Source organism: Falsiroseomonas oryziterrae, from assembly GCF_021864505.1.
GTDB classification, from domain to species: domain Bacteria; phylum Pseudomonadota; class Alphaproteobacteria; order Acetobacterales; family Acetobacteraceae; genus Falsiroseomonas; species Falsiroseomonas oryziterrae.
In genome coordinates, this window is the sequence record NZ_JAKJIB010000291.1 from 1 (window position 1) to 5479 (window position 5479).

Below are 5479 nucleotides of genomic sequence, written 5' to 3' on the forward strand. Positions count from 1 at the left end.
CCCGAGCGCCGGCGACGCCGCCAGCGCGGCCGCCGCGCCGAGCAGCGCGCGACGCCGCATCGTCAGCCGGGCTCTGCCACGGCGGGCGGCGCGTGCACCGTCACCGGCGGCAACTCGCCCGTCCAGCGCTCGATCTGCACGAGGCAGGATTGCGCCGCCGAGCCCTGCCCCAGCCGCGAGGTCGGCACGTCCTGCGTCAGGACATTCGCATTGCCATGCACGCAGGCCGCATCGGTCGCGCCGGGGCGCGCCGGGTTCCACCAGGCGCCCGTCGCCATCGCGACCACGCCGCGGCGGATGTCGGGCGTGGTGCGCAGCCCCGCCGCCACCGCGCCGCGGTCGTTGAAGACCCGCACCACCTCGCCGTCCTTGAGGCCGCGCGCCGCGGCATCCTCGGGGTGCATCAGGATCGGCTCGCGGCCCTGCACGCGGTTCTCCGCCGCCACGCGCCCGACATCCAGCTGCCCATGCAGCCGCGTGAAGGGCTGGAAGGAGAGCAGGTGCAGCGGAAAGCGCTGCGTCAACTCGCTGCCCAGCCATTCGCGCGGCTCGCGCCAGACCGGATGCCCGGCGACCTCCTCGTAGCCGAAGCGCGCGATGGTCTCGGAGAAGATCTCGACCTTGCCGGAGGGCGTGTTGAGCGGGTTGGCCTCCGGATCCGCGCGGAACTCGGCGAATTGCGTGAAGGGCGCTTCGGGCGCCGGCACCTCGACGAAGCCCTGCTCCCAGAACTGTGCGAAGTCGGGCACCTCGATCCCCTGGCCGGCGCAGGCGCGACGCCAGAGGCCGTAGAGGTGCTGCAGCCACGCCATCTCGTCGCGCTGCTCGGTGAAGGCCGCGCGGTAGCCGAGCGCATCGGCGATGTCGGCCAGCATGTCCGCGTCGTTGCGCGCCTGCCCCACCGGCGCGATCGCCTGGTGCATGGCGCGCACGAAGCGGTCGCGCGACGCGCTGCCGATGTCGTTGCGCTCCAGCGTCGTCGTCGCCGGCAGCACGATATCGGCATGGCGCGCGAGCGAGGTCCACCACGGCTCCTGCACCACGATCGTGTCGGCGCGGTTGAAGCCGCGCAGCATCCGGTTGAGGTCCTGGTGGTGATGGAAGGGATTGCCGCCCGCCCACCAGATCATCCGGATGTCGGGCAGCAGCAGGTCGCGGCCGTTGTATTGGAGGATCTCGCCCGGCCGCTCCAGCAGCTCGGTGATGCGGCTGACGGGGATGTAGGCGCCGCAGGGGTTCTTCACCGGCACGCCGCCGACGCTCGGCACCTCGTGGCGCGGCGTGCCCATGCCGTTCATCGAGCCGTAGCCGAAGGCGATCCCCTGCCCCGGCTTGCCGATGGTGCCCAGCATCGCGGCCAGCGCGACCAGCGCCCACCAGGGCTGCTCGCCCCCCTCGGCGCGCTGCAGCGACCAGGTGGCGGTCAGCATGGTCGGGCTGCCGGCCGCCTCCAGCGCCAGCCGCCGGATCGTCGCGGCGGGCACGTCGGTCAGCTTCTCGGCCCACTCCGGCGTCTTCGGCGTCCCGTCCGTCCGACCCATGACGTAGTCCGCGAAGCGGTCGAAGCCGACGGCGCAGCGCGCGAGGAAGTCGCGATCCTCGCGCCCCGCCTCGACCAGCACATGCGCCATGGCGAGCATCATCGCCGCATCGCTGTTCGGCCGGATCGGCACCCATTCGGCGCCGAGGAACTCCGCCGTGTCGCCGCGGAAGGGCGAGACGTTGACGAAGCGCAGCCCCGCCGCCGCCGCCTCCTTCATCAGCGGCACGTATTCATGCGCGCCGCCGCCGCCCGAGGTGACCAGCCCGTTCTTCAGCGGCAGCCCGCCGAAGCAGATCATCAGCTTCGCGTGACGCCGGATCGCCGCCCAGTCGGTGACCGGCCCCTGGATCACCTCGTTGGTGCCGAGGATGTGCGGCATCAGCGTCATGCCGGCGCCATAGGAATAGTTGGTGACCTGCGCCGTGAAGCCGCCGCCGAGGCCGAGGAACCGGTGCAGTTGCGTCCGCGCATGGTGGTAGCGCCCGGCCGAGGCCCAGCCATAGCTGCCGCCCATGATGGAGGCGTGGCCGTGCTCGGCGCGCACCCGCGCCGTCTCCTCCGCCACCAGCCGGATCGCCTGGTCCCAGGAGACGGGGACGAAGGCGTCGCCGCCGCGCGCGCTGCCGCGTCGCCCCCCCTTCAGCCAGCCCTCGCGGACATAGGGCCGGTCGATCCGCGCCGCGCTGTGCACGGCATCGGGGACGGAGTTCAGCAGGCTGCCCGGGAAGGGATCGCGCGCGAAGGGCCGCGCGGCGACCACGCGCCCCCCCTCCACCACGGCATCGAAGGCGCCCCAATGCGAGGCATGCGGCTTGATCACGGTCATCTCTGGCCCTCCGCCGAGCCCCAATTAGGCCGCGCCCGGGGGCCGCGGCAACCGTCGCGCGCGGCGGGTGACGCCGGGGGCGGCGCGGTCTAGCATCGCCCGCAGAACTGCCGAGGAAGCGCCAGCGCCATGACCCCGCCCCGCAATTCGAACGCCGTCCGCGACATCGCGCATGTGCTGCATCCCTACACCGACCACCGCGCGCATGCGAAGAACGGCCCGCTGGTGATCGCGCGCGGCGAGGGCGTGCGCGTCTATGACGACCAGGGCAAGGAATACATCGAGGCGGTCGCCGGCCTCTGGTGCGCCTCGCTCGGCTTCGACAACAAGCGGCTGGTCGAGGCGGCGCATGCGCAGATGCTCAAGCTGCCCTTCTACCATTCCTTCACGGCAAAGTCGCACGAGCCGCTGATCGACCTCAGCGAGATGCTGATCGAGCGCTCGCCCTGCCCGATGTCGAAGGTGTTCTACGCGAACAGCGGGTCGGAGGCGAACGACACCGCCATCAAGATGATCTGGTACGCCAACAACGCGATGGGGCGGCCCGAGAAGAAGAAGATCATCAGCCGCCTCAAGGCGTATCACGGCATCACCATCGCCTCGGGCTCGCTGACGGGACTGCCGGCGAACCACAAGATGTTCGACCTGCCGGTCTCCGACCGCTTCATCCATGTCTCGACGCCGCACCACTACCACGGCGCGAAGCCCGGCGAGTCCGAGGAGGACTACGCGACACGGCTGGCCGAGGAGCTGGAGCAGACCATCCTGCGCGAGGGCCCCGACACGGTGGCCGCATTCTTCGCCGAGCCGGTGATGGGTGCCGGCGGCGTGATGATCCCGCCCGCCACCTACTTCGACAAGGTCCAGGCGGTGCTGCGGAAATACGACGTGATGTTCGTCGCCGACGAGGTGATCTGCGGCTTCGGCCGCACCGGCAACTACTGGGGCTGCCAGACCTATTCGATCACGCCCGACATCATCACCTGCGCCAAGGCGCTGTCCGCGTCCTTCCTGCCGATCAGCGCGATCATCATCAATGACCGCGTCTTCCAGGCGCTGGCCGATGGCAGCCAGACCATCGGCACATGGGGCCATGGCTTCACCTATTCCGGCCATCCGGTGCCCGCCGCCGTCGCGGTGGAGACGCTGAAGATCTACGACGAGATGGACATCGTCGGGCACATCCGCCGCACGGGGCCGCACCTGCAGAAGCGCCTGCGCGAGCGCTTCGCGGACCACCCGCTGGTCGGCGAGGTGCGCGGCATCGGCCTGGTCGGCGCGATCGAGCTCGTCGCCGACAAGGCGGCGCACAAGAACTTCGACCCGTCGCTGAAGATCGGCCCACGCATGATCAAGGCCGGCGAGGCGGAGGGCGTGATCCTGCGCGGCCTGGCGAACGACACCGTCGCCTTCTCGCCGCCGCTGATCATGACCGAGGCCGAGATCGACGAGATGGTCGAGCGCACCGGCCGCGCGCTGGACGCGCTGACCGTGCAGCTGCGTCGCGAGAGCATCGCACTGGTCTGAGCCCGTCGAGTCTCCCTCCCCCGCTTGCGGGGGAGGGTTGGGGTGGGGGTTCGTGACTCGTGGGGGTTCGTGGCTCAGCGCACCCCTGCCGGACGCAACGCCCTCAGCGCGCGCGGCTGATGCAGAACTCCACGATATCAGCCAGCGCGCGCTTCTCGGCGCTGTCCGGGAACGCCTCCAGCGCCGCGAGCGCCTTCATCCCGTAGTCGCGCGCTCGCGCCACCGTGTCGGCGAAGGCGCGGTGCTTCTGCATCAGCGCGATCGCCCGGCCGAGATCGGCCTCCGCCTGCTCGCGCTCCTCGATGGTGCGGCGCCAGAAGCCGCGCTCCTCCTCGCTCCCGCGCGCGAAGGCCAGCAGCACGGGCAGCGTGATCTTGCCCTCGCGGAAGTCGTCGCCGACGGTCTTGCCGAGCCGCTCCTGCTCCGCCGAGTAGTCCAGTGCGTCATCCACCAGCTGGAACGCCACGCCGAGATTGTGGCCATAGGCGCGCAACGCCGTCTGCTCCGCGGCCGGGCGGTCGGCGACCACCGCGCCCACCTCGGTCGCGGCCGCGAACAGCGCGGCCGTCTTGCCCTCGATCACCGCGAGATACTGCGCCTCGGTCGAGGAGGTGTCGTTCTGGATGACGAGCTGCAGCACCTCGCCCTCCGCGATGGTGGCCGACGCCGCGGAGAGGATCCGCAGCACCTCGAGCGAGCCGTCCTCCACCATCAGCTGGAAGGCGCGGGCGAAAAGGAAGTCGCCGACGAGGACGGAGGGCTTGTTGCCGAACAGCGCGTTCGCGCTCGCCTGGCCACGGCGCAGCGCGCTCTCGTCCACCACGTCGTCATGCAGCAGCGTCGCGGTGTGGATGAACTCGACGCAGGCCGCCAGCGCCACGTGGCGCGTGCCGCGATAGCCGGCCATCCGCGCCGCGGCGAGCGTCAGCAGCGGCCGCAGCCGCTTGCCGCCGGCGGCGACGATATGCGCGGCAAGCTGCGGGATCAGCGCCACCGGGCTCTGCATCCGCTCCACGATCAGGCGGTTGCAGGCCTCGAGATCCTCGCGCACCAGGGTCGTGAGCGCCGTCAGCGCATCCTCGCCGGCAGGCGCGCGCAGGGCGGCTTCGCTGGTCGGCAGGGGCAGATCCACGCTCACTTGACCTCGGTTCGCTGCGCGGCAACCTAGCCCCCGCCCCCCCCAGGGGCAAGTTGGGGGGCAAGCTTGGGGCCGGTGCCGTCGCCGCCCGGCAGATGGCCCCGGATCGTCGTTCCGGGAGGTCCCTTGCGCGTCGTCGTCGCCACCACCGACCCGGTACGGCTCTCCTTCCTCCTCGCCCTGCTGCGCGATGCCGGCTGCAACCCGGTGGTCTTCGACGCCGCGATCAGCGCGGTGGAGGGCGGCATCGGCATCTTCCCCCGCCGCCTCGCCGTGCCCGACGACGAGGCCGACCAGGCGCTGCGCGTGCTGCGCGAGTCGGGCGAGGCCGAGAGCGCGTGACCGGCGACGTCACCGAGGACACGCTGCTCGACGGCCGCGTCCGCCTGCGCCAGCCGCGCGCGGGCCTGCGCGCGGGCCACGACGCGGTGCTGCTCGCCGCCGC

At 71.5% G+C, this 5479-nt stretch carries 4 protein-coding genes; 2 read left to right on the forward strand and 2 right to left on the reverse strand.

The features are described from left to right. Positions 1 to 62: 62 nt before the first annotated feature. Positions 63 to 2369, reverse strand: coding sequence for a molybdopterin-dependent oxidoreductase (locus tag L2I40_RS18360; protein WP_237216635.1), 2307 nt, complete (start codon positions 2367 to 2369; stop codon positions 63 to 65). Between the two features lie 129 nt (positions 2370 to 2498). Between L2I40_RS18360 and L2I40_RS18365 the strand changes: the two genes are divergently transcribed. Then, positions 2499 to 3896: an aspartate aminotransferase family protein gene (locus L2I40_RS18365; RefSeq protein ID WP_237216636.1), complete on the forward strand. Its 1398-nt coding sequence runs from the start codon at positions 2499 to 2501 to the stop codon at positions 3894 to 3896. Positions 3897 to 3999: 103 nt separating this feature from the next. On the opposite strand, the gene L2I40_RS18370 is transcribed toward L2I40_RS18365, so the two are convergent. Next, positions 4000 to 5034: a polyprenyl synthetase family protein gene (locus L2I40_RS18370; RefSeq protein WP_456305750.1), complete on the reverse strand. Its 1035-nt coding sequence runs from the start codon at positions 5032 to 5034 to the stop codon at positions 4000 to 4002. 126 nt (positions 5035 to 5160) lie between these two features. Between L2I40_RS18370 and L2I40_RS18375 the strand changes: the two genes are divergently transcribed. Beyond that, a complete protein-coding gene (locus L2I40_RS18375) occupies positions 5161 to 5376 on the forward strand; it encodes a putative signal transducing protein (protein ID WP_237216637.1) in 216 nt (71 codons plus the stop codon). Positions 5377 to 5479: the final 103 nt, after the last annotated feature.